We start from the raw sequence: 23848 nt of genomic DNA, 5'->3' as shown, positions 1-23848 counted from the left end.
CCTATAAATGGGTGGTATAGAGTTTATTCGGAGGAGAGTATTTTTAGAATCGACTTAAGCTATTCCTTTACTTTGTCCTGCTGAAGGGATCGAAGAAACGGGCATTTGGAAGGAGCGGTATCGTCATCGCGCAAAAAATATTGTTTATACTCCAGATTGCCTTGTGATCCATATTGCTTTAATTCAGGATGTGCCGGTATGGTATCGTAGGCAGCCAAGCGTGCGCGGATTCTCGGTGCAATCGCTGCAGCTTTCTGAGATTGTGCGTTCCATATATCGAGTACCCAGCGCGGTGTTAGAGCTAACATGAAATAAGGAAAGTTGCGACTTTGTCGTGACATGTGGGCGGGCGTCCCGCAATAGACAAAATACCGTTCGTCATTGTAACAAAACTCCCACATGGGGTGCTCCGGATCTTCTGGAATATCTGTTGGCCAAGGCTTATTATCCAAGTGTCTAATCTGGCTTAATAAATCCCAGAAGGCTTTTTCATAGGCCAATACATCCCGGATCTCTTTTTCCTTATCAAAAAATAAAATCAATGAAGAGTATTCTCCGAATGAACGAGAGGAATCTCCATATTCCTTGAGTATGTCTGATACATTACGTTCTGCAGACTCGTCTCCCAAATTAGAAACAAAGCCGTATCGGAGGTGACCCAGGGCAAAGGCCTGTGTAGCCGGAATACAGGGGAATCGAGCCTCCCGTTCACTCATTTTGAAAGAGAATAAACGGTAAGCATCTCTTTTCCAGGCTTCGAGAGGGATCTCCTCATTCTCAATATCAGAAGATGAAAACAACAACGACATGAACAGTCCTCCTTTATCTATAGGATATAACCCAAGGATAAAATGGTGACAGTTCAACTTATTTTTGTAATAGAGATGTTCTAACCAAGGTTTGACAAACAGGCGATTACATAATAACAGGAAGATCGTAAAAACTAGAATAGTAAGTTAATTCAGAATGGAGGACAACCATGTTTTTTTATCGTGAAGATCTGATCAATATGATCGTACCAGACAAGCCTGATCCCGCGGCAGCAAAAGTATTGCAAGAGACGCTTGGCGGCCAATTTGGTGAAATGCGGACGATGATGCAATTCTTCTTTCAAAGCAGTAATTTTCGGGGGAATGCTACGCAGTATAGAGACCTGATCCGTGGTGTATTTATTGAGGAATTAAGCCATATTGAACTGGTGCAACAAACCATTAATCAGTTATTAACGGGGGCCGGTGCAGAGGGCGCGGGAAATGCAGGGGTCGACGGTGCTCCATTGGATGAAGCGATTAAACATGCCAACCCGCATCATTACATCATGGGGGCTCAGAGCTCATTGCCTGTTGATGCTGCAGGTAATCCATGGCTTGGGAATTATGTGTACGATCATGGGAATCTGGTAAGCAACTTACTTGATAATATTGTGTTGGAGTCTACGGGTGTGTTGCAAAAATCAAGAATATATGAAATGAGTACCAACAAAGCATTCCGTGAAACGCTGGGTTTCCTGATTGTTCGTGATAATGCGCATCAAAATGCATTTGCCAAAGCACTGGAGACCCTGGGTGTGAATTGGGGCAAAATATTCCCGATTCCCAACTATGATATTAATAAATATCCCGAATGCCGGAAATATGTAGATATGGGCTTCCACAATGCGCAGTTTAATTTCCGTTTAGATAATACACGCATTGCTGAGATTTTCAGTGGTCAAACGCCAAGTCGTAATGGTGGGGAACTGCAGGTAATCGATCCCCCACAAGGATATCCACTTCCTTATATGCCTGAACTTCCAAATGAGCATAGCCCAGGAATACATGATCTTAATGCCTAAAGTATGAACAAGCACTCTATAGTATAGGACGGATATGAAACTCATGGTAAGAACGAACAAAAAAGGAACCCAATGCTGGGTTCCTTTATGTTTACATGAAAATGTTATTGCGGGCGGTTTTGATTCGAATACGAACCAAAGGATTGACCATTAGTTGAGATATTAGGAGTGTTATATGGCTGCTCCAAATAAGATACGTGCTGTGAAGATGAGTGTGCAAGTTGTTGTGCAAGATTGGAGATTTGTTGTAATTGCTGGATAGCGGTTTGATGTCCTTGTAGTGCGGTCTGGATCATATGTGCAGCTTGTTGCTCGCGTTGTGCCAATTGCTCCAGTTGTTGAGCGTTGCTTTGTTCTTGTCTAAGTAGTTGTTGGTATTGCATCGAAGCCTGTTGTGTTTGTTGTGTAAGTTGTTGAGCCAACTGCGTTATTTGCTGCGATTGAGAGAACTGATTCAAGTGTAAAACCTCCTATGTGTTTTGATGTACTTGTGTATTATTTAATGAGGTCTCAAGAATTATTCAATATATCCAGTTTATTTGAAATAAGGATTAATTTATGAACATGATTCGCTGTGGATTGGGAAGGCTACCTTTAGTGACCTAAAATGATACAGAAAAGGAATGACAACATGAGTAAAGCATCGACTAACGCTACAGAAGAAAAGAAACTGAAATGGTGGCAATTGAGTCTGCTAGGTGTGGCAGGAACAATTGGTACAGGGTATTTCCTGGGTTCCAGCATTGCGATATCGATTGGTGGTCCAGCTGTGCTGCTGGCCTATATCTTGGCGGCCTTGGGTACATATGTAGTTTTTGATGCGCTCGCGAGAATGACAGCGGACCATCCGGAACAAGGATCTTTTCGTTCATATGCTAAAAAAGCCTTTGGAAGTTGGGCAGGCTTTGCAAGCGGATGGTTCTATTGGTTTTCGGAGTTGCTCATTATGGGGAGTCAGCTAACCGCATTGTCCATTTTCTCCAGGTTTTGGTTTCCGGCTGTTCCGCTCTGGATCTTTGCTGCAGGATTCGGAATTGTGGGTCTTTGTATTGTATTCTTCGGTAACAAGGGATTTGACCGGGTTGAAAATGTACTGGCTATCATTAAAATTGCAGCTATCATCATGTTCTTGGTGCTTGCCATCGCTCTTCTCGCAGGATGGATTGGGGGAACCAAGTATGAACACAAAGTACCGCTGGATATGGCAGCGATTTTTCCAAAGGGTGGCATCGGATTGTGGTCTGCGTTTCTTTTTGCGTTCTATGCTTATGGAGGTATTGAAGTGCTTGGCATTATGTCATATCGGCTTCAAAAACCGGAGGATGCCCCAAAGGCAGGAAAAGTCATGCTCATTGCGCTATCCACCGTATATGTTGTATCCATTGGACTCGCTTTAATTATGGTTCCTTTAAATGCATTCAATCCCAAGGAGAGTCCATTTGTACTGGCACTCAGTAGTGATCACCTTGCTTTTGTCCCACATTTGTTCAACGGGGTGCTCATTGTAGCCGGATTTTCAACGATGACAGCTTCGCTCTATGCGGTGACGTCTATGATTATTACCCTCGCTCAGGAGGGAGACGCCCCGCAGTTATTTTCTCGAAAGTGGAAAACGAAGTATCCGTTATTTGCCTTGTCCCTCATTGGTTGTGGGTTAGTTGGTACGATCATCATGTCTCTCTTACTCCCAGGCAAAGTATATGAATACATCACGACTGCAGCTGGTCTGATGCTTCTGTACAACTGGTCGTTTATTTTGTTATCCTCCGGTAAATTGTTGAAATCAGGCAAGTTCGATGTGATCAAACGCTGGATTGGCTTATTGTTGATCGCTACTGCAGTCACAGGAACGCTTTTTCATGCGCTCAGCAGACCAGGGTTCTATATTAGCTTATTGCTTGTCTCTCTCATTGCCATTAGTGACGTCATTGTACAACGGATTCGCAAGAAGAAGCCTGCGACCAATACATCATCAAATGACGAGAAGGATGAAAGTCAAGAAAATGAGCAGCGTTCTATGGATATAAGCAGTTATAACATCACGGGTATTCGGCTACGCAAAAAAAACAAACTCAAATAAAGAAGAGAAATTGTATGGCTTTAAATCCAAAGTAACAGCCAAAACCGACTAAAGACAGTCCGGAAATGAGAGCAATTCCTTTAAGCACAGTAGAAGTGAGATATTTGCGAAAAAAACTCGCGGCAGTCGCCATGAATAGATCCCACAGAAGTACGCCAAAGATGATAGCTCCACTATAGATCAACAATTGATCCATAGGAGAGTCATTTACAGCCTTCGCCAGAACAGAGCCGTAAATGCCTAGCCAGAACATGATGGAAAGAGGGTTAAACAGAGACATCAGGAATCCTTGAAGAAATGACTTGGCAAGCTCCGAATCATCTCCTCTCATTTGAGAAGGGGCAAGGGTTCCTGCATTTTTAATACTTTCCACACCCGTATAGATCAGTACAAAACAACCAAACATCCAGAGGAATACCCTTACAAACGGAAGTTCAAGCAGATGTACAATGCCGAAATACACCAGCAGCATGTAAATGATATCAGCTGCGATGGCTCCTAGTCCAACAAACCAGGCAGGCATGAACCCACCTCGAATACCCTTGTCCAATTGAGCAGCATTGATGGGTCCAATAGGGGCTGAAAGTGATAGCCCCAGGATCACATAACCTAACATAATATAAATAAGATTGTCCTCCTTCCCATACTGTAACAGCATATTCTTCACATTGGTTTTATAGGACATGATTATTCGTGGATGTATACTTTTTGAACAAATGATTCATATTAGTCGGAAAATAAAGGGGGTGATTGTGTGCTTATGCGTTGGATAAAGGAAATTTTCACATCACAAAAGAAAGGAGAAACATTAAATAAACGAACACAGCATTCTCAAAGTCTGGATATTGTGCTAGAAGATAAACTTAGCAGTATTATCCAGGCATTTGAGTACAGTCCTGATTTTGTGGCTCGTGAGTTCCCTATGTTAGAGGAGAAGGGTACTGCTCTAGCTGTATGTTACATGGAAGGATTAACAGATTCTACGCTGTTGGTTGAACTTATGGACAATATCATTCAATGGATGAATACGGATCTGCTTCCGGGAGATCAGCCTAAAGATGTGTTAGTGAAAAGAATCTTACCCTCCGGGAATATCCGAAATTTAGATTCGTCGCAACTTATCTATGAAGCTTTATTAACAGGCCACGTCGTTATACTTATTGATGGTGTAAAGAATGTTCTTGCAGTGCCGATCGCCGGAGGAGCCAGAAGATCTGTAGAGGAACCCACGTCCCAAACGGTGGTCAGAGGACCAAAGGAAGGATTCACAGAGGAACTAACGACTAACATTACTCTTGTTCGACGAAAAATACGAACTCCTGATTTAAAATTCCAGATGCATACCATTGGAGAGTACACCCAGACAGTGGTTGCACTGGCTTACATCCAGGGTATTGCAAAGCCACAAGTCATTGAAGAAGTTACCAGACGTTTAAATGCTATCAACACTGATAGTATACTCGAAAGTGGTTACATAGAAGAATTTATTCAGGATGCACCGCTTACGCCTTTTCCGACCATGATCAATACGGAGCGCCCAGATACGGTTGCAGGCAGTCTATTGGATGGTCAAGTAGCCATTATGGTAGATGGTACGCCATTTGCCTTGATTGCACCTGTTACTTTTTTTAATTTCTTTCAAACGCCCGAGGATTATTATCAACGTTATGATATCTCTACCTTTCTGCGGATTATACGGTTGATCTGCTTCCTCGTATCTTTGTTGCTACCTTCGACTTTCATCGCACTAACTACATTCCAGCAGGAAATGATACCAACTACGTTACTGGTCACCTTGGCCGCACAACGGGAAGGGGTCCCTTTTCCGGCATTACTTGAGGCTTTGCTTATGGAAATTACGTTCGAGGTCATTCGTGAAGCTGGAGTGCGAATGCCGCGAGCCATTGGACCTGCAATCTCCATTGTTGGTGCATTGGTCATCGGACAAGCTGCGGTAGAGGCGGGATTGGTCTCAGGAGCGATGGTCATTGTGGTTTCCTTTACAGCAATAGCGAATTTTGCTATACCCTATTTCAGTATGGCCACAGCAGTAAGGCTATTACGTTTTCCGTTTATGGTACTGGCAGGTACGCTGGGGCTGTACGGCATATTGGCCGGAGCCGTCCCATTACTTGCACACCTGGTATCTCTGAAGTCATTTGGCGTTGACTATCTGATGCCATACAGTCCGTTTTTCAAGTCAAATATGAAGGATCTGTGGTTGAGAGTACCCTGGTGGGCTATGAAGACTAGACCTGATGAGAAGTCGAATACGAATAAGACGAGACAAGCCCCTCATCAATATCCGTCAGGATCGGATAACATTGTAGACCGTATTAATGAAGCTGAGAACGAATAAGGAGCGATTTATATGATTCGCTTGCAGTCCATATTAATCTTACTCATGGTCGGACTGATCACTGCTGGTTGTGGAAATCGCACAGAATTAAATGATCTGGGCATCGCAACAGCAACAGGATTTGACCGAAAAAACGGAAAGTGGATCATTACCTATCAGATTATTGTACCGCCAGCGAGTAGTTCAATCGGATCGTCGTCTGGTGGATCTCAATCGCCTGTGAACACATTTTCATCAGAAGGCAAAACGATTCGGGAAGCTGTTGCCCAAAGCAGCGTAGAGAATCCCAAAAGATTATATTTTGCACATACCAATGTCGTTCTGATTGGTGAAGAAGCGGCAAGATACGGGATTGCGGAGATCATGGATCACTATTATCGAAATATTGGTTCTCGGGAATCTGCCAAACTTATTATTGCAGATGGTCAAGCAAGGGAGTATCTCGAAAAATTGATTCCTCCAGAAAAACAGCCTGGCCGTGCTTTATCCGAGATTTTGGTACGGAATAATGAAAAAGGGTCGTACTATCCCGTGATGAACATACATGAAGTTGGTCTGAAAATCACTTCAGACAGTGGATCGGCCGGAATTCCTGGTGTTACAACAGATACACTGGGCGATAACAAACAGAGTTCAATTGATATTTTTAAGGAGACATCAATACCCGGGAATTTAAGACTTCAAGGATTAAGTGTATTTCTCAAAGACAAAAAGATCGGAGTTCTGAACCAAAAAGAAAGTATGGGGATCGTCTGGCTGACAGACAGGGTGAACTGGACCAACTTGACCTATAAAGGCGCAAAGGGGGAGGTTAACTCTTTTCTTGTGCGAAAAGCAAAAGTTAAGGTCGTTCCTGTGAAAAAGGGGCTTCATTATGCTGTTCAGGTAGATGCAAAGGTCGACGCTGAGCTGGATGAGAGCACATCTGGTGAGGATATAGTTAGAACACATACCATTCATGAATTGCAGCGACAGGCTGAACAAGTCATTCAAGCACAGATATTGGACGGATGGAGAGGGAACCAGCGGCTTCATGTCGATATGTTGGGGATCGCGAACAAAATACATCAAAGACATCCCAAAGAGTGGAAAGTTCTAAAAGAAAACTGGTCTAGTGAATTGGCACAGATGGATATTAACATAAACGTAAACGTAACTTTGAAACGAGTAGGTCTGCTTCAAGATTCTTTCAGCAAGTTGCTTGGCGAACAGAAAGACTAACACCAAGGAGAGGTTCAATCATGAAATTGTCTAGGGAGCTTCGCGTATCCGAATTGGCTGTTTGTCTTTCCTTATTTGAAGTTGGCAGTACAACCTTGTTTCTGATAGGTGGAGATGCCAAACAGGATGCATGGTTAGCCATGCTCGCCGGGGCTGCTGGTGGCTTGGTGTTACTACTCCTTCATCTGGCTATTCATCATCAGGAACCTGAATTGGATTTGTTTCTACTGTGTCGCCGCTATATGGGGAAAATATTAGGGACAATCGTAAGCCTTTCATTTGTAGGTTATTTTGCTTATGAAGCTTCACGAAATCTACGTGACATCAGTGAAGTCACTGAATTGACCTTACTAAACAGAACGTCGATGTGGATCATCAGCATGATCACCATTATCGTTGTATCCAACACCGTACGATATGGATATCGTGTACTGTTTCTCATGTGTATGATTCTGTTTCCACTCATGGCACTGGGCTATGCGTTAATCAGTTTCTTAATCCCAACGACAGGTCTTTTTCACTCAGATCTGGCCTTGCCCGTGATGGAGAATGGGTGGAAGCCGATTTTTCAAGCTGCTTTTCCGGAGATCGTATCCTTTCCATTTGGGCAGGTTGTCTTATTCCTGGTCTTTTATCCCTATGCTCGGAAAGGCAGGAATCTTAATAGAGCGGTGATCATCGCCTATATCCTAACGGCTCTCGCTTTAACATTTATCAATCAACTTATCATTTTTGTCTTGGGTCCTCAGATTGCTGCCTATAGTACACTCCCGCTTTTGGAGACAGTACAGTTAATCAATTTGACTGAAGTGTTTGAACGGATGGATGCCTTGTTCACTTTACTCCTTTTCCTCGGATTGGGTATTAAAATGGCTGCATTTTTCCATGGAGCCGTGATTGGACTCGAAAGAATAACGGGAGCGAACTATAGGAAATGGGTGTTTCCAGTAGGGCTTGTTCTATATGGGTTGTCTTTTTTATCACCGACATTTACAGAACATATTGAGATAGGGCGAGGATTCACGTTGAATTATAGTTCTCCTGTATTTCAGATCTTTTTACCCGTTTTACTATTGGTTGTCATCCTATTGAGAAAGAAAGGTATGCAGAAAAACGAAAAAAACTAGTGGAAAATATGAGTGCAATATGCTCTGGAATCAAAAAACGACTCAGTCGTAAACTGAGTCGTTTTTAAGCGTTAACCCTTAGTTATCATCCAACAATTTTAACGCCATGTCTGACTTCTGCAAATCGTGTTCAACTTGCTCTTCTATACTATAGGGATGATACATCTCATTTTTGATCATATAGTCTGCGATCTTTTGGTGGGTTTCGATTGCAGTATCCAATTGAGCTTTAAGGACTTTCCGAACTCGGGGGGTTGCAGTTTCGGTAAGAGCTATCGCATAGGTACGTACCGCTGACTTAGCAGAGAGGAGCATATCGGTGGCAATGGCCAAATCATCCATTGGAGCAACGGCTTTAACGAGCATTTCTTTCGTTTTGGTTGTAGTCATAAGAGCAACCTCCTTATTTTAATAGGGATTTTAATCCCTCAATAGCTTTGGAAGAGTTGTCCAAATCTTCTTCGATTAAGGATTTTAGTGTGTCGTCTTTTACGAGTTCCAGCATCGTTACGGCTTTGGTGGCACACGAAGTTTTGAGGGTTAGCAGTTCATGTACTTCGAGTTTCTCATGTAATGCAAGTTCCTTAGTTGCCATCATTAAGCACCTCCAAGAATTGATTATTCTATTATGTTAGTACCCTGCTATAAAGCATATAAACAGGATTAATTCAAAATATTTTAAAAAATAGAAATTAATACTTTATTTGTCTGTTGTTTTTGTATCCAGGTCGTGGTGAAGTTCTGTGGCAGGGTTGACGGGCTCATGTATCTGTCCCTTTGGAACAGGGCTCGAGATATATACATAGTCTCCGCTTCCATCAGGTGCACTTCCTGTAGCCCATAAACCTTCGGCGGATTCAGTTCCCTCGGAGAGATTCCAGAATTCATAGGCCTGCGGCTGAGATTCTTGCTCGGCTTCTGGAGGGAAAGAAGCTGGAACAACGACTCCGTTTTTTTCCTCCAGTTCCTGAATAGCTGCCATCCATTGATACTGGTGATAACGGTCACGTGCTAACATTTTACGAAAAGTAGCCCGTACGCCTTCATCTGTTGTCATATGGTACAGTCTTGCTACCTGAAGGCGACCCTGACTCTCGGCATGCAGATTAGAACGCATGTCTGCAAGCAAGTTACCACTTGCCACGATATACGAACCATTCCACGGAACACCGTTTGAGTTGGTTGGTAAGCCACCAAGACCACTGACGAGCAGATGTTGCGGATTAATACCGCCCATAATTGCAGCTGTCACAGGATCCTCAGCGGCTTGTTGTTGTTCCTCAGGAGTAGCACCATCCAGCAACTGACTGATCAATGAGCAGAGCATCTCGACATGTCCAATTTCTTCGGTGCCAATATCCATGAGCATATCTTTATATTTCTCTTCACCTCGGCAATTAAATCCCTGAAAAAGGTACTGCATCATGACGGTCATTTCGCCAAATTGTCCTCCCAACACTTCTTGAACCTGACGTGCAAGCACGGGATCGGGACGATCTACTTTGACTTCAAATTGCAACTCTTTCTGATGTCGAAACATGTGAATCCCTCCAATAAAGATGTCTTAAAATTCTGATAAATTCAAAATTTTATTAACCTGTCTATTGGAAATTAAACAACAAAACAACAAAAAGACAAAGCAGGAGAATGGAAGCTTCTCCTGCCTTGTCTCATCATTTCACTACAACATATGGTTAGACGTCGTCCAATGAACTCTATTCTGAATCCGGTCTTTTGACTTGAAGCGGTGGGGGAATGAGCCAGCCTTTTTCTTTGTTCATTTGAAGAATTCGGAGGCCTAGAGCTGTTTTGGTTGCATGATATTTAGCAAATAGCGCGCCAATATCTTCTCTGATCGATTGCCCAATCGTTTGGCTTGCAGCAACCAGACCCATGGCGGTATCGGCTGTTACTTTTGCAGCAATCTCAGGATCTGTGAATCTTCCGCCAGCCGGGATATCCTCAAACTCAACATGTGGTCTTTCCGGCAGTGTTGGTGCAGGGGCAATACCATTTTCAGTCAATAGTGTATCGCATTCTTTAATTTCGAGTTTGGCTTGGTCCAGCAGATCTTCCAAGATTTTCTTTAAATCTTTATCTCCTGCATGACTCATATAAGCTTGATAGCAAGACACAGCGCCTTTGGCTATTGTGGAACATTGCCATACACTAAAGATTTCACCATAATGCATCGGCTCGTTCTTGGGGTTGCCACTTAGAATACCCATGATTTGATTTCCCTCCAGTATGTTAATTTACCACCAACTTATGATCGCCTGTATTCTATAAAATTATGCACTGAACAGGGAATGGAGGGTGTTATATAGATTAACATCATATTTATTATGTAAACCAAAACGAAGCTAAACTATTTTATCTTGTTATTCAAAAAGGAAAAACCAGCAGAACAGGTCTGCTGGTGGGAGTGCAACATATATTTTTAGACTGGAAAAAGTGGGTTACCATTCATCCCGATCCATAATTCTGACTTTTCAAGCTGTCCAGCCAGATGTAATAACCAATCTTCACGTCCCTTGGTTGCCATCACCTGAACACCCATTGGCAAACCTTCTGGTGTCATATGAAGAGGCACACTAATCGCAGGTTGGCCTGTTAAATTCGCGAGTTGGGTGAACGGAGTATACGTAAGGCTTGGCTCAAACATTTCATAGATGAGTTGTTGCTGCTGGGTCTTGTCCAGTTCGCTGATGCGCATCAGGTTACGGATCTGTTCATCATGAGGTGTTAACTCTCCAATTTTGGGCGCAGAAAATGCATTAACGGGTGTGACGTAGAAGTCGTAACGCTCAAACAAAGTGGACATCTGAGCAGCGGCTACATCCCATTCAGCCAGACTATGCACGAATTCCGCAGCGGACACCTTTTTGCCAGCTTCAGCCAGAACCCAGGATTCAATCTCCATATCATCTGAGGTAAGAATTCGGCCCATGGAACGTTCCATGGAAGAGATCATTGCCGCCATTTCTCCACTGTTCATCATATAGTAGTTCTCCATCAACCGGACTCCGTTAACCGGACTCAGCTTTTCATCAACAAGATGCCCTTGGTCTTCCAACCAGCGAACGAGTTTGTGCACAGATTCTTTGGCTTCTGCGCTGACGGGTGTACCTACAGGTGAATCTGTTGTGTACGCAATTTTCAGTTTGCGTTGATGAGGATAGCTCATATCTGCCAAGTAACTGCCTGGAAATAGTGGAGCATGAAACGCAGCTTCAGGCTGAATGACTTGCAAAGTATCGAGGAGGGCGGCGCTGTCCCGAACCGAGCGGGACAGGGCAAAATCAATGGATGCGCCTTGCCATTGACGACCAACTCCAGGCCCCACAGGTGTCCGTCCGCGCGTTGGTTTTAATCCAAACAAGCCGCTAAAGGAAGCCGGGATACGAATCGAACCGCCTCCGTCACTGGCTCCGGCAAGCGGGACAATCCCTGAAGCTACTGCCGCGGCAGCGCCGCCACTTGACCCACCTGGGGAGTGATTGATATTCCATGGATTGCGAGTTGGACCATGAAGACGGGGCTCGGTAATATTTTTTAAACCAAATTCTGGCGTATTGGTATGGCCTATAATGATAAAGCCTGCATCACGCAGTCGAGAGACAAAATTAGAACTGCGCAATGCACGATGCTCGCTGAACAGGCGTGAGCCAGAGGTCAGAAATTCACCTTCCAAGGATTGGGAAATATCTTTCAGAAGCAGGGGAACACCGGCAAAAGGTTGTTCTCCAGGGCGAACCAAGCCCGCTTCTTGCCGCGCACGAGCTTCATATGTACGAATAACTGCATTAAGCTGCGGATTTACTTCTTCAAGACGTGCAAATGCCGCCTCCAGCAATTCAACCGGAGATACTTCCCGGGATCGGATCAGTTCAGCCAAACCTACGGCATCGTAGGAGGTATATGAGAATGAAGACATGATGATCGTTCCTCTCTGAATATAGTTCATCTGTTATTCCATATGTCATCGTACCACCGGAATAGATAAAAGACAAAAATGATCGAGTATCGAGTAATGAAGAGAAAAAAAGCACTACTCATCGAATTCGATGTGCAGTGCTTTCATGTTTATATTTGATCCTTTGATAAACCTTTAATAAAACATCCACTTACTCTGTACGAAGCTTCGGTGCCGCATCGGACGCCGTTGATGATCGTTCCTGCTGTCTGGAAATAGCGAAGAGGGCCACCCAGATCAGGATAAAACCAAGCAGCTGCTCCCATGTAATCAGTGTACGGAAAGCAATCCAGTTCACCAACACACCCGCCATCGGGAAGCTAAGTTCTGCGAGTGTTGCAACAGATGCTTTGGTTGACGACAGACCTTTGTAATACAACAGAAGACTTAGCAAACCTGGTAACAATGCCTGACCGAGAATATTGAGGATAACAGCAGTCTGTTCACCCGTTCCGGATGGAAATGTCCATGCCGCACCTTCGTTCCACGTCATAACGATCAGGAGCGGGAGAGCAACGACGAAGCGAAGAGAGGTGACAGTTTCATAACGCGCCTGTCCCAGCATCAATCGGCCCATTACGGTTGAACCTCCCCATAAGGCGGCAGCCCCAAGGGATAAGAGGCTACCTGCATGAATCCAGTTGTCCCAGTTACCTAGTGGCAGTGTAAAGCCGAAAGTAAGCAAATATGTTCCTGCAAGTGCAATGAAGAACAGTCCGCCAAAGCGACGAGGCAATGTCTCTTTCAATAACAGCTTAGCCAGAACGATAGCGAAGAGTGGCTGCATTTTTTGCAATAAAAGTACCGTGTTGGGATCGTTATGTGTAAGTGCCATGGTGAACAATACCGTTGCGAGTGCTGAACCACCCCATGAGATAAAGATCACGGCAATCCAGTGGCGAGCGCGCAAGTTCTTCAGATCCGCCCGGAATTTCCATAGCACGGGAATGGCTATAAGACTGACGATGATATGCTCCACCAGTACAATCTGCGTGGATGTCATTGTATTAAGCAAAATAATGCGGAAGAGTGGATCCACACCCCATAGGGCGGCGCCGAGAACAACAAGCCAGAATCCGGTATTACTTCGTTCCTTGCGGTAAACCGTTGATGCTGATGATGTCTTTTCCATATTCAGGACTCCTTCGTCAGAACACGGAATCTTCAGTTGGCAAAATCGACAAAAGCCCCCGTTTTGGTATATACCAAATAAACGGGGGCTCATCCAAGGACATGCGTCAGGAAAGAGGCCTTCCCGTGAACGGCATGTCAATGTGTTGATCTTCTCTCATCCGGACTGTACCGTCGGCCTTGGATTCACACCAAGTCAGTCGCTATATGTCCTTCGTTAAGAACAAATAGCGAGTCGCGGGCTGGTTCCGAAGAACATCACCGCCGGTTGGGAATTGCACCCTACCCCGAAGATCCTATTCAATTATATAGTGTGTTGAACAAGCTGTAACATTAATAAGTTCATCTTATTCCTGTAAGCGCTAGCAGTTCAAGCATTTTTTTCAGAAAATGATATTCCAGCTCCCTTGCTGTCTGCGAAGAAGCACGATCTGACCTGCGTGATACGCATCATGGAGTACCCAGCGGGCAAGTTCGTGTGCCCACTTCTCTTCAGAGTCCATATAGGTAGCTTCCAGATCTGACTCCTGCAGCGCCGCCAATTGATCTCGCAACTGTTGAGCTAATCGAGTTGTACCCTGTTGCAGTGTATTCCATCCTTCTGTGTCCGTTGCATCTCCAGAATTCCCAAACGTGTATTCATTGGATTCTACAGCGGGAAGGGTGGGTTCCTTACCTTGCATGCGACATAATAAGCGATGGTTGTAATAATACATATGGTTAACCAACTGCCAGATGCTTAATCCTCCTGAAGGCGGAATCCAGGCTGCTTGTTCTGCTGTAAGACCTTCCAGGGATTTGGACAAAGGTACAATCCAATTACACTGATCCCAGGTTTCATCTTTTTGAATAAGTAACACATCTAATGCTGTAGTTTTCGTCATGCCTTTATTCCTCCTTGAATGCTATTATGGTTGGTGTAACTAGCTAAAATTGCTTATTGAGGTTACACTTAATATAACACAACAACGAATGAGTGTAACTATCTTTTTCGATTTAAGGTGGTTACATAAACGGAGGCACATATGGACAGACTATGGACCGATTTTGTAAACAGTGATTATCACGATTGGCGTGGGGGAGATCGATCGGAGGACAGGCTGGGGCAGGCAGACTGGCAGCGAGACTTTCTGGCTAGATGGAAGCTGCAAGCTCCTGTACCCGCATCCTTTGAGGATGAATTGGAGATCAGAAATTTCAGGGATGGATTACTGACCCTGGGAGCTCGACTCTCTTCCGGAGTATCATTAACAGATGAGGAAAGACAATGGTTGAACTCTGTTATGGAAGCAGGAACGATAAGAAGAAGATTGACCTCAATGAATCAGGAATTACAAATTCAACTTGTTCCGACAGAAGTTCATTGGCATCAGGTTATGGCTGAGGTAGCTGCTGATTTTGCTGTGACTTTGGTGGAGGGAGAAGCGGGCAGGATTCGGATCTGTGATAATTCGGATTGCCGCTGGATGTTTTATGATGATACCCGAAGCAGAACACAGAAGTATTGTGATGATAAGATGTGCGGGAACTTGATGAAGGTCAGAAGATTTCGAGCGAAACGAAAAACCCAAAATTGATAAATATTAACAATAACTATATAATGTATATATACTAGCGAAAAAACAGTCAGAAGCCGTTCGGATTCGTATGCATAATATGATCGTCTTTCAAACCAAATAAGATGGGAGATGTGTCTTGTGCGGACAAGTTATCTGTTGAAAAATGGCTGTGTGTTGTCGATGGATGCTCGAATTGGACAGTATAAAAGGGCGGATGTCCTGATTCAGGATTCACTGATCACGGCGGTCCAGCCCAACCTTGATCTTCCAGATGCGGAGGTCATTGATGCTTCATCCATGATTATTATGCCTGGGCTGGTGGACACGCATCGGCATGTGTGGGAATCACTTGTCAAAACAGCGGGAACCAACTGGTCGTTGCCAGTCTATTTGCAAAATCTCTATTATGGTGCAATGGGAAGCAAGCTCCGTCCAGAAGATAGTTATATTGCCAATCTGCTCGGTTCCTTGGAAGCGCTTAACGCAGGAGTGACGACAGTGTTGGATTGGAGCATGCCGTATTCTCCCGAGCACACGGATGAATTGATTCGTGGACTTCAGGATGCTGGGATTCGGGCGGTATTTGCTCATGGAGTACCTGGTGAGACGAACTACTGGAATAGGGATAGCCAACTCACGTATTCGAATGATGTGAGAAGGGTCAAAGAACGGTATTTTTCATCACGGGATCAATTGCTTACCTATGGACTTGCCATTCGTGGTCCGGAGTTCAGTCATTGGGATACAACGGTGAAGGAGATCGAGCTGGCCCAAGAACTGGATGCAATCTGTTCCATGCATGCCGGATTTGGTAGTTGGGGATCGGTGGATCGTTCCATTAGTCACTTGTATGAAGCAGGGCTGTTAAGTCCACGAGTGAATATCGTTCATGGTAACACCATGGGCATGGATGAATATAAAATGTTGGCCGATAGCGGCGCTTCTCTGTCGGTCACACCTGAGGTTGAAATGATGATGGGACATGGATATCCGGCAACTGGCTATTTTCTCGAACATGGAGGAACACCTACACTTGGTGTAGATGTGGTGACGTCCACAGGCGGAGATATGTTTTCCCAGATGAAGTTTGCACTTCAGGCGGAACGATCTAGAGCCAATGAACAACTTCTGCAGCAGGGTGAGATGCCTGGTGAGTTGAATTTGCAGTCCAGCCAAGTACTGAGATTTGCAACTTCAGCTGGTGCTCAAGCATTGGGACTAGAGCAGAAGGTTGGAACGCTGACCCCAGGAAAGGAAGCAGATCTGATCATGATTCGTACCACCGATCTGAATCTGTTCCCCGTTCATGATCCGATCGGTGCTGTCGTGCAATTTGCCAATCCATCCAATGTGGATACGGTGTTTGTGGCAGGCAGGCTCGTGAAGCGAGAGGGCAAACTGTTGCATGTTGATCTGGATGCAATCCGCCGTACTGCGATGCAGAGCAAAGATTATTTGTTATCCCAATACCGGATGTCAGACGCGGAGAGAATTACTTTTTCGTGAATTGTTCTCACATACACCACAAATATTACGAAATGAAGGGCCGCATAAGCTATGTGGCTCTTTAACGTGCCTTCGTATCGTCGAATTAGACAGGATAAGGTAGAAAGGGACAGCGGAAAAAGACGAAAAGAGCTCTCATTTGCTTGACTTCATATAACAGAGAATTAAGGAGCTTATTCTTAGAAATTAAGACTCATAAAAACTGCGCATAATATAAATTATACGCAGTTTTGTTTTAAATCCATTTTCATATTCATCCACGTGCAACAGATCATGATAATATTCGCGAAAAAAGAACAAAATAAGTGATCTCTCAAAATAAATTTAACCAAGCAACGCGATAACGTGTAGAATTCGCTAGGTTTTTATAGGTGATCGATAAGATAGAACAAATGACTTTCTCATAGAACAGATGGAAAACCATCCAATCTCCATTTACATCCATAACACATTCAAGATTCATGACGAGAGGAACATGACCATGCGTAACAACGAACCGCGATCTTCATTATTTCGTAAAAAACCAATTGCCTCTGGGGGTGATAACAACAGTGCGTTGAAACGGGCGCTTGGTCCATTGGACTTAACCACACTCGGGGTAGGTGCCATAATTGGTACAGGGATTTTCGTGCTGACGGGAGTAGCTGCTGCAACGTATGCTGGCCCGGGACTTGTACTGTCCTTTTTGCTGGCAGGTATCATATGTGCATTCGCGGCATTATGTTACTCGGAATTTGCATCAAGCATACCGGCATCGGGTAGTGCGTACACGTACAGTTATACGGCATTTGGCGAAGTGATTGCTTGGATTCTGGGATGGGATCTGATATTGGAATATGGATTCGCGAGTGCGGCGGTAGCCAGCGGATGGTCAGGCTATTTTCAAACGTTATTATCCGGATTCAGCTTGGAGTTACCCCATGCGCTAACGAGTGCGTTCAGCCGGGAAAAGGGAACCTATTTTGACATCACGGCTGCGGTCATTACTCTAATCATTACTTTCTTGCTCACCCGAGGGGTGAAAGAAGCGGCTCGTGCGAACGGCATCATGGTAGCGATTAAAATTATCGTGGTATTGATCTTCATTGGTGTAGGTGTCTTCTATGTAGAGCCAACCAACTGGCAGCCTTTCTTGCCTTTTGGCATCTCCGGTGTAACTGCAGGAGCAGCGACAGTATTTTTTGCCTACATCGGATTTGATGCGGTCTCCACTGCGGCAGAAGAGGTTAAGCGGCCACAACGGGATTTGCCAATTGGCATCATCGCGTCACTGGCAATCTGTACGGTTCTCTACATCGTTGTATCGTTGATCCTCACAGGCATCGTGCCGTATAACATGTTGAACGTAAGTGATCCGGTGGCGTTTGCATTTGAATTTGTTCAATTGAAGGGATTGTCATGGATTGTGTCCCTTGGAGCGATTACGGGTATTACGACGGTATTGCTTGTCATGATGTATGGTCAGACACGTCTGCTCTATTCCATGTCTCGTGACGGATTGCTGTCTCCGGTCTTCTCCAAAATTAGTGGTAATAGCCAAACACCAGCGGTTGGAACATGGGTTGCAGGCATTATTGTGGCTCTGTTCTCCGGGTTCATCTCACTGGGACATCTGGCGGAGCTCACGAACATCGGAACGTTGTTTGCTTTTGCAGTCGTAAGTCTGGGCATTATCGTGTTGCGCAAAAATAACCCGGATCTCAAACGCGGCTTCCGCGTTCCACTCGTGCCACTGATTCCAATCCTGAGTGCCTTGGGTTGTGTATACTTGATGACACGCCTTGCAGCGCTGACATGGATTACATTCTTTGCTTGGTTGATCATCGGATTGATCATCTACTTTGCGTATGGACGTCATTACAGTCATCTAAATCCGGCACGCCGGATCTCCAGTGCTTTCCGATCGAAGGATAAGTAGACAAGACGAGAACATCTTCATCCGAGAATATTATCCATTTTCCTCATTTCGTATCGCTCAGGCGAGGCGGGATGGGGAAATTTTTTTATATAGAAAGATAAGGGGGATAACAGCAGAGGAAGGTTGGAATTTTCTTCTTATATGGGTAAGTAATAAGGGGTATGTACCGATATAATTAAGGAGCCGGGGTTGCGGCTAAGCCAAATATGAAATATATTTGGGGTTGTGACATGCCATCAGACATAAGAGAGGGGATGTATCATGAACACACCATTACATACGAATTCAGATCATCAAAATGCAGCTTTTGGATTTGCACTAGCTGACTCATCCGTACTAGCAGAGGCGAAATTACTTGTTTCACAACCAGGAGGTGCAGATGACCTACAGTTGGATATTGATCCGCAGCGTCTCATGAAGGATGGTCGTAAAGTATCTGTCATTGCACAACCGTTAGAATCACCCGTCGATCGTCAAGATGCCAATATCATCTATGGTCAGGAGCTGGCATATGTACAATATGCTGTTGACCTGAAAAAGGATAGCACGATTTCGATTGCTTCTATCGAAGGCGTGGAACAGCCTGTTAATCTGGGTTGGTCAGCATTGGCAGAAGGGGAATACGAACTTCGAATCTCTCTGCATATGAAAACACCTCGTATTGCTGAGGGTGCGCTCGAACCTGAACAACTTGCAATGGTTAAGTATGCGCAGGTTATCACCGTATATATATCACTTTTCCCGGCAGAAACAGCGTCGTTAGCTTTGCCATCTCAACCTGTATGGACTAGGAACCATCATGTATTTGATTCCTATGGCAGAGGAGGTTTCATTCTCGCTGACCTGCCTCGGCTCGCTAAGCGTGTGGAGGAATTGATTGGACCAGGTAACCATAATCTGATCGAACAATTTGCTGAAGGGGAACTGTCGGATACGTTGCTGGAAGAAGGTCTAATGGCGATCGCCTGGGGCGTGACTCCCTGGTGTTACTCACTCTATTCTGCACCAGACCAGCCATCCGCTCGAATGCTTGCCGTGGACAAGCTGGGCGATGAACCTGAACGGAAAGGTATCTACCATATTGATCCATCCATTCAGCAGTTAAGTATCGTACCGGCGAACGAACTGGCTTATTGGCCTGCCTGTGTTCAGAACGATTGGCCTGTTATTGATGTGGCGGGTGAAGGCGAGACGTTGCATATGAATTTGTATACTCAGATCTGTGAATCCGTGAATGGGCTGCACGAGAATCCATTGCCATCGTTTGTACTTACCCGCAGTCAGGGCAAGCCCGAGGCGATTATTCCGCTGATTGACGTTGTTATAGTGGATGAGGAATAAGTTCTCTGTTCAGCTTAGTAAGCTTGTTCTGTCATCGCAGTGTCAGTGTAAAAAATTTAGTCAACTTATAAAGAACTGAATCGAGGTGACGTAGACAGATGATAACCGAGGAGATCCAGGAGCAATATGCGGACGAGCTTGAAGCTTTTCACATATGGATGAAGGACGCCGGATATACAGGACATACTGTAAAATCATACACAGGTGACGTGGTAGAATTCCTGGTCTCCATTCAAGGCAAGTCATTGGAGCAGGTCAAAAAGCTGCATGTGTTGTCTTTTCTATCCCGTGCCCGGGAGCGTGGGGTTAGTGATGCCACGAGAAATCGCAAACATGCGGCGGTGAACTGTTTTTACAAGTCCCTCATTGAACTTGAAGTATTAACGAATAATCCGGCTTTTGGGATTAAGAAATCCAAAACCGAGAAAAACCGTGCACCGGTTTTCCTCGATGAAAATGGCCTAACGCGTTTTCTGGAGTCGGTAGATGGCAAGTATCGGACACGCAATCTGGCTGTTTTTCTACTGATGGGGTATATGGGATTACGGGTGGGAGAAGTGCATGCCTTGAATTGCAAAGACTATAATGCGGAGCGGCGTACACTAGATGTCTTCGGTAAAGGCCGGAAGTGGCGTTCACTTCCTGTACCGGAAACCGTGGCAGACGTGTTATCTCAAGCTATGGCTGAGCGATTGGACCCTTGGCGGCCGAAAGAGGAAGCGTTATTTGTCTCGCAAAAAGGGAAGAGACTTTCGATTCGTAGCATCCAGCTTATATCGACCGAGACCTTTGATCGCTTCCAGCAGGAATCACCAGCTAATCAACGCCAAAACTATTCAAGTCATAAGCTGCGTCACTCCTTCGCAACCATGATGTTACGGCGTGGAGCCGACTTGCGTACGGTGCAGGAGCTGCTTGGTCACGCGTCGATTCAAACGACAACCGTTTACACTCACGTCACCAGTAGGGAGAAAGAAGAGGCTATGGCTTTGCTGGACGTTAAACTTCCGAACGCAAGGTGATGACACAACTACTTCATGATTAGGAGAGATGCATCAGTATGGAAGAGGAGAAGCAGAGTTTGGTGCCAGATACCCCACCTTCGAGAATACACTCCCTATGGGAGGTGTTCTTGGTATCAACAAAGCTCGGCTTAACGTCCTTTGGGGGACCGACTGCACACTTGGGTTACTTTCACAATGAATATATACGCAAAAGGAAATGGATGGATGAGCGAAGCTATGCGGATCTTGTGGGGCTGTGTCAGTTCCTCCCTGGACCGGCGAGTAGCCAGGTTGGCATGGGCATTGGCATCATTCGTGCTGGTATTACTGGAGGGCTTATCGCCTGGATCGGATTTACGCTTCCATCCGTGATTGCTTTGGTGATATTCGCTTTCCTATTAAAAGGATATGATATCGGCAACGCCGGATGGCTTAGCGGATTGAAAATTGTAGCTGTAGCTATTGTTGCTCATGCGATCCTTGGAATGGGACAGAAACTCACACCTGATAAAGTGAGAGTTACACTTGCTGTAATAACAGCTGCTGTTGCTTTATTATGGACAGCCATATACAGTCAAGTGGTACTCATTCTGTTAGCAGGATTAGTTGGGTGGTGGCTCTATCGAAAATCACCCGCTTCAGAGGTTCCTGATCTTGTAGTTCCGATAAGCCGAACCGTTGCCGTGCTGTGTTTGATCACCTTTTTCGGCCTCTTTATGGCACTCCCGGTATTGCGTCAAGTTACGGGGGTCGAGTGGTTATCCTTATTCGATTATATGTATCGATCGGGTTCACTGGTATTTGGTGGAGGACATGTCGTTCTACCTCTACTGGAACAGGAATTGGTACCCAGAGGGTTGTTAAGCAAAGATGATTTTCTGGCTGGTTATGGAGCTACTCAAGCTGTGCCAGGTCCACTTTTTACGTTTGCTTCTTATCTTGGTGCCATAACAATGGGGATTACAGGTGCAATCGTTGCTACTATAGCGATTTTTTTGCCCGCCTTTTTACTCATCATCGGAACGCTGCCTTTCTGGAGTGCTCTGCGTAAAAATCCGCATATTCAAGGAGCTCTGACTGGGGTCAATGCAGCCGTTGTAGGCATTTTGCTGGCTGCGCTATATCAACCATTGTGGACGACAGCGATCATCACCCCAGCTGATTTCTCGTTACTAAGCATATTGTTTATCATGCTTACCTTCTGGAAATGTCCACCCTGGGTCATTGTTGTAGCAGGGATTGTCGGAGGTATGCTAATAGAGTCCATTTAGGGTGGCCGAGAGGTCTCGAAAAAGGAAAGAGAGGGTAGAATCCAAGGATTCATCCTCTCTTTTTTGTGAACTATTTGGACTCTTCATACATTTCCAGTTATTTATTAAAAGATAAGTTGAAAAAAGGAAATAACAGAAATATAGAATAATGTTACAAAAAGAAAATAAATATTACGTAATATTTATTATGTAAACCAATAGATTGAACATGCTTTAAATGAAATCTTAAATCCATCTTCCCATGAGAATAGTAATCTGAATATCATAGCCAAAAGGACCATCCGTCTCTTCTCTCTAGAAGAAACAAATGGCCCTTTTGGCTATGAAAAATATCTTAATGAACAACGTTTAACGTGCTGAATTGTTCACGACATGAATGATTGCTTGGTTGGATTATTCCAGTCCAGCGATCTGTTCTTTTAATTTGTTAGCAGATGCCTGGAAAGCCACCTTCTCGGTTTCATTCAACGGAAGAGGGAGAATTTCACGCACACCGTTGCGGTCTACCACACATGGAACGCCCAAGTAGACATCCGAGACGCCATTGTAATCTTCAAGGAACGTCGACACGTTCAGAACGGAGCCTTCGTTGCCGAGAATTGCAGCTACAATGCGGTCCAGAGCAAGAGCGATTGCATAGGAAGTCGCGCCTTTGGCATTAATAATCTCATACGCTGCATTTTTGGTACGGTCGAAGATATCCTGTTGTGTTTCTTCATCCAGTTCCAGATCTGTTCCTGCAACGTTAGCCAGGCTCCATACCGGAACTTCGGAATCGCCATGCTCACCAATAATGTGGGCGTGAATACTACGCGGATCGATTCCTTTATTTTTACCAATCAGGTAACGGAAACGTGCGCTATCAAGCAATGTACCCGAACCGATCACACGGGAAGCAGGCCATCCGCTTTGTTTCCATGAAGTATAGGACAGAATATCTACAGGATTGGTCGCAATCAGCAAAATACCATGAGAATTCACTTCAGTAATACGCTCAATAATATCTTTGAAAATGCTTGCATTTTTCTTCAGCAGATCAATCCGGGTCTCGCCTGGTTTCTGGGAGGCACCCGCTGTAATAATAATGATATCCGCATCTTTGCAGTCGGAGTAATCGCCAGCCCACACTTTCACGCCACCCGTAAACGGAAGACCGTGGTTCATATCCAGCATTTCGCCGGTTGCCTTATCATGATTCACATCCACAAATACCAACTCGGACGAACGCTGTCTCAACATTAGCGTGTATCCCGTTGTTGTTCCCACCGCACCCATGCCTACAATCACGACACGACTTGGTTTCAGAGCTGCACTGTTTGTCATGTTCATATCCACTCCTTTTGGGTTATACTCCCATCCATATTAAGGGATTAGAGAACATAAAGCGAGTGTTGTCTATAAAATAGTTCACATTTCATGTCTTTTTACCAATTATTCCGTCGAAAAACATAATAGGATGAAAAGGGATGAAGCGCAGGCTATGAGTGGGCAATGAGCCTTTTACACATGGTTTGTGGTAGA

Annotated in this window: 22 protein-coding genes and 1 riboswitch; of the genes, 11 read left to right on the top strand and 11 right to left on the bottom strand. The window is 44.7% G+C overall.

Translation table 11 applies throughout. The features are described from left to right. Positions 1 to 59: 59 nt before the first annotated feature. The gene (locus tag FS628_RS11470) at positions 60 to 809 is read right to left on the bottom strand and encodes a YqcI/YcgG family protein (RefSeq protein ID WP_145322001.1); all 750 of its coding nucleotides are present in this window, start codon (positions 807 to 809) and stop codon (positions 60 to 62) included. 170 nt (positions 810 to 979) lie between these two features. Between FS628_RS11470 and FS628_RS11465 the strand changes: the two genes are divergently transcribed. After that, complete coding sequence (locus FS628_RS11465) at positions 980 to 1834, top strand: manganese catalase family protein (protein WP_145321999.1); 855 nt, start codon at positions 980 to 982, stop codon at positions 1832 to 1834. A 104-nt stretch (positions 1835 to 1938) separates the two neighbouring features. On the opposite strand, the gene FS628_RS11460 is transcribed toward FS628_RS11465, so the two are convergent. After that, entirely contained in the window at positions 1939 to 2292 is a 354-nt protein-coding gene (locus FS628_RS11460; RefSeq protein WP_145321997.1) for an AMP-dependent synthetase and ligase, read from the bottom strand. Between the two features lie 173 nt (positions 2293 to 2465). Between FS628_RS11460 and FS628_RS11455 the strand changes: the two genes are divergently transcribed. Then, positions 2466 to 3914 (top strand): amino acid permease, encoded by a 1449-nt coding sequence (locus FS628_RS11455; protein ID WP_145321995.1) that lies wholly within the window; start codon positions 2466 to 2468, stop codon positions 3912 to 3914. Here the strand turns inward: FS628_RS11455 and FS628_RS11450 are convergent. Continuing rightward, positions 3907 to 4539 carry a LysE family transporter gene (locus tag FS628_RS11450; RefSeq protein WP_145324098.1) on the bottom strand — a complete coding sequence of 211 codons (633 nt, stop codon included), beginning with the start codon at positions 4537 to 4539 and terminating at the stop codon, positions 3907 to 3909. The genes FS628_RS11455 and FS628_RS11450 overlap by 8 nt on opposite strands. Before the next feature lie 135 nt (positions 4540 to 4674). Between FS628_RS11450 and FS628_RS11445 the strand changes: the two genes are divergently transcribed. The 3 genes from FS628_RS11445 to FS628_RS11435 are packed head-to-tail and all read left to right on the top strand — an operon-like array spanning position 4675 to position 8621. Continuing rightward, positions 4675 to 6273: a spore germination protein gene (locus FS628_RS11445; RefSeq protein WP_145324096.1), complete on the top strand. Its 1599-nt coding sequence runs from the start codon at positions 4675 to 4677 to the stop codon at positions 6271 to 6273. Positions 6274 to 6285: 12 nt separating this feature from the next. Continuing rightward, positions 6286 to 7494 carry a Ger(x)C family spore germination protein gene (locus tag FS628_RS11440; protein ID WP_145321993.1) on the top strand — a complete coding sequence of 403 codons (1209 nt, stop codon included), beginning with the start codon at positions 6286 to 6288 and terminating at the stop codon, positions 7492 to 7494. A 20-nt stretch (positions 7495 to 7514) separates the two neighbouring features. Further along, positions 7515 to 8621, top strand: coding sequence for a GerAB/ArcD/ProY family transporter (locus FS628_RS11435; RefSeq protein WP_145321991.1), 1107 nt, complete (start codon positions 7515 to 7517; stop codon positions 8619 to 8621). A gap of 78 nt (positions 8622 to 8699) precedes the next feature. Here FS628_RS11435 and FS628_RS11430 read toward each other — a convergent pair whose 3' ends face one another. The 7 genes from FS628_RS11430 to FS628_RS11400 all read right to left on the bottom strand — a co-directional run bounded on the left by FS628_RS11430 (position 8700) and on the right by FS628_RS11400 (position 14612). Continuing rightward, entirely contained in the window at positions 8700 to 9011 is a 312-nt protein-coding gene (locus tag FS628_RS11430) for a spore coat protein (protein ID WP_145321989.1), read from the bottom strand. A 13-nt stretch (positions 9012 to 9024) separates the two neighbouring features. Then, the gene (locus FS628_RS11425; protein WP_145324094.1) at positions 9025 to 9216 is read right to left on the bottom strand and encodes a spore coat protein; all 192 of its coding nucleotides are present in this window, start codon (positions 9214 to 9216) and stop codon (positions 9025 to 9027) included. Between the two features lie 105 nt (positions 9217 to 9321). After that, positions 9322 to 10161: a manganese catalase family protein gene (locus FS628_RS11420; protein ID WP_145321987.1), complete on the bottom strand. Its 840-nt coding sequence runs from the start codon at positions 10159 to 10161 to the stop codon at positions 9322 to 9324. Between the two features lie 175 nt (positions 10162 to 10336). Next, positions 10337 to 10849: a DUF3231 family protein gene (locus FS628_RS11415; protein WP_145321985.1), complete on the bottom strand. Its 513-nt coding sequence runs from the start codon at positions 10847 to 10849 to the stop codon at positions 10337 to 10339. Positions 10850 to 11061: 212 nt separating this feature from the next. Then, complete coding sequence (locus FS628_RS11410; RefSeq protein WP_145321984.1) at positions 11062 to 12558, bottom strand: amidase; 1497 nt, start codon at positions 12556 to 12558, stop codon at positions 11062 to 11064. Positions 12559 to 12748: 190 nt separating this feature from the next. Further along, the gene (locus FS628_RS11405) at positions 12749 to 13729 is read right to left on the bottom strand and encodes a DMT family transporter (RefSeq protein WP_145321982.1); all 981 of its coding nucleotides are present in this window, start codon (positions 13727 to 13729) and stop codon (positions 12749 to 12751) included. Between the two features lie 144 nt (positions 13730 to 13873). Beyond that, positions 13874 to 14027, bottom strand: a riboswitch (FMN riboswitch). A gap of 84 nt (positions 14028 to 14111) precedes the next feature. After that, positions 14112 to 14612, bottom strand: coding sequence for a DinB family protein (locus tag FS628_RS11400; protein WP_145321980.1), 501 nt, complete (start codon positions 14610 to 14612; stop codon positions 14112 to 14114). Between the two features lie 141 nt (positions 14613 to 14753). Here FS628_RS11400 and FS628_RS11395 point away from each other — a divergent pair, with 141 nt between their 5' ends. From FS628_RS11395 to FS628_RS11370, 6 genes are all read left to right on the top strand, one after another. Then, positions 14754 to 15305, top strand: a complete 552-nt coding sequence (locus tag FS628_RS11395; protein WP_145321978.1) for a CGNR zinc finger domain-containing protein — start codon at positions 14754 to 14756, stop codon at positions 15303 to 15305. Between the two features lie 120 nt (positions 15306 to 15425). Then, positions 15426 to 16793 (top strand): amidohydrolase family protein, encoded by a 1368-nt coding sequence (locus tag FS628_RS11390; RefSeq protein WP_440131277.1) that lies wholly within the window; start codon positions 15426 to 15428, stop codon positions 16791 to 16793. 481 nt (positions 16794 to 17274) lie between these two features. Then, on the top strand, positions 17275 to 18711 hold the full coding sequence (locus tag FS628_RS11385; protein ID WP_260871012.1) for an amino acid permease: 1437 nt from the start codon (positions 17275 to 17277) through the stop codon (positions 18709 to 18711). A 261-nt stretch (positions 18712 to 18972) separates the two neighbouring features. Beyond that, positions 18973 to 20052 carry a hypothetical protein gene (locus FS628_RS11380; RefSeq protein WP_145321974.1) on the top strand — a complete coding sequence of 360 codons (1080 nt, stop codon included), beginning with the start codon at positions 18973 to 18975 and terminating at the stop codon, positions 20050 to 20052. Positions 20053 to 20150: 98 nt separating this feature from the next. After that, complete coding sequence (locus FS628_RS11375) at positions 20151 to 21074, top strand: tyrosine-type recombinase/integrase (protein WP_145321972.1); 924 nt, start codon at positions 20151 to 20153, stop codon at positions 21072 to 21074. Positions 21075 to 21112: 38 nt separating this feature from the next. Next, positions 21113 to 22327, top strand: a complete 1215-nt coding sequence (locus tag FS628_RS11370) for a chromate transporter (protein ID WP_145321970.1) — start codon at positions 21113 to 21115, stop codon at positions 22325 to 22327. A gap of 393 nt (positions 22328 to 22720) precedes the next feature. Here FS628_RS11370 and FS628_RS11365 read toward each other — a convergent pair whose 3' ends face one another. Beyond that, positions 22721 to 23650, bottom strand: coding sequence for an L-lactate dehydrogenase (locus tag FS628_RS11365; RefSeq protein WP_017688122.1), 930 nt, complete (start codon positions 23648 to 23650; stop codon positions 22721 to 22723). Between the last annotated feature and the right edge of the window lie 198 nt (positions 23651 to 23848).

Origin of the sequence: Paenibacillus xylanexedens (genome assembly GCF_007676705.1) — a bacterium.
GTDB lineage: Bacteria > Bacillota > Bacilli > Paenibacillales > Paenibacillaceae > Paenibacillus > Paenibacillus xylanexedens_C.
The sequence above is the reverse complement of the archived record's forward strand: the minus strand, read 5'-3'. Positions and strand labels throughout refer to the sequence as shown.